The following is a 652-nucleotide window of genomic DNA, read 5'->3' as shown; positions in this document are numbered from 1 at the left end:
TTGAAGAGCTGGAAGATCCTCCGCAAGCTACGCTGCTGTCCTTCCAAGGCCGGCCACCTGTGCAAGGCCATCGCCGTCCTTCAAAACCACCGCGTCACCCAGGTCGCGTGAGGATGAAATCGGTTCACTGGCGAACGATCTCCTCGACGTTGCTCCTGGAGATCGCCGGAATCAGTGACGAGCCGTCATCGCTGCGCTCGCACACGATGAGTTCCTCCGGCTTGAGTCGATCGGCCAGCGCCGGCGAATGAGTGGCGATGATGAACTGCGTCTTCTCACCCGCCTCCCGCACCCGCTCGACCAGCATTTCCAGCGCTTGCGGATGCAGCCCGTGATCGATCTCCCCAACGCAGGTCAACGCGGGCGGGTTTGGGTCGTGCAGCATGGCGAGCAGTCCCAATAGCCGGATAGTCCCGTAGGAGGCGTCCGGCAGCGGCGTCGGCTCGCGCAATCCCCGCTCCCGCAACATCCCCAGGACAGTGGACCGACGTGGTCGAATTCGATGGCCTCCAATACTACATTCACAGATCTTGGAGTTCGGCTGCGTAACTCGATGTAGTTGACTCATCGTCATCGTGTGACCTGTTCTCTCACCTACGATCTGGTCGTGTCCTGGGATGCGGAGCTGAGCGCGTTAACCGAGCGGATCGCG

The 652-nt window shown here is 61.2% G+C and carries 1 protein-coding gene and 1 pseudogene; one reads left to right on the top strand and one right to left on the bottom strand.

Annotated elements, in window-relative coordinates; all coding sequences use genetic code 11:
• Positions 1 to 111 (top strand): annotated as a pseudogene (locus tag ACTWQA_RS59165) (IS5/IS1182 family transposase); the annotation flags it as partial.
• A 13-nt stretch (positions 112 to 124) separates the two neighbouring features.
• Here the strand turns inward: ACTWQA_RS59165 and ACTWQA_RS59160 are convergent.
• Entirely contained in the window at positions 125 to 469 is a 345-nt protein-coding gene (locus ACTWQA_RS59160; protein ID WP_443167528.1) for an AAA family ATPase, read from the bottom strand.
• Between the last annotated feature and the right edge of the window lie 183 nt (positions 470 to 652).

It is taken from the genome of Nonomuraea sp. 10N515B (assembly GCF_052245915.1).
Classification (GTDB): domain Bacteria; phylum Actinomycetota; class Actinomycetes; order Streptosporangiales; family Streptosporangiaceae; genus Nonomuraea.
The sequence above is the reverse complement of the archived record's forward strand: the minus strand, read 5'-3'. Positions and strand labels throughout refer to the sequence as shown.

Excerpts from the sequence above, each read along its gene's own strand:
- ACTWQA_RS59160 (WP_443167528.1), bottom strand. The coding sequence starts at position 469 with ATGTTGCGGGAGCGGGGATTGCGCGAGCCGACGCCGCTGCCGGACGCC.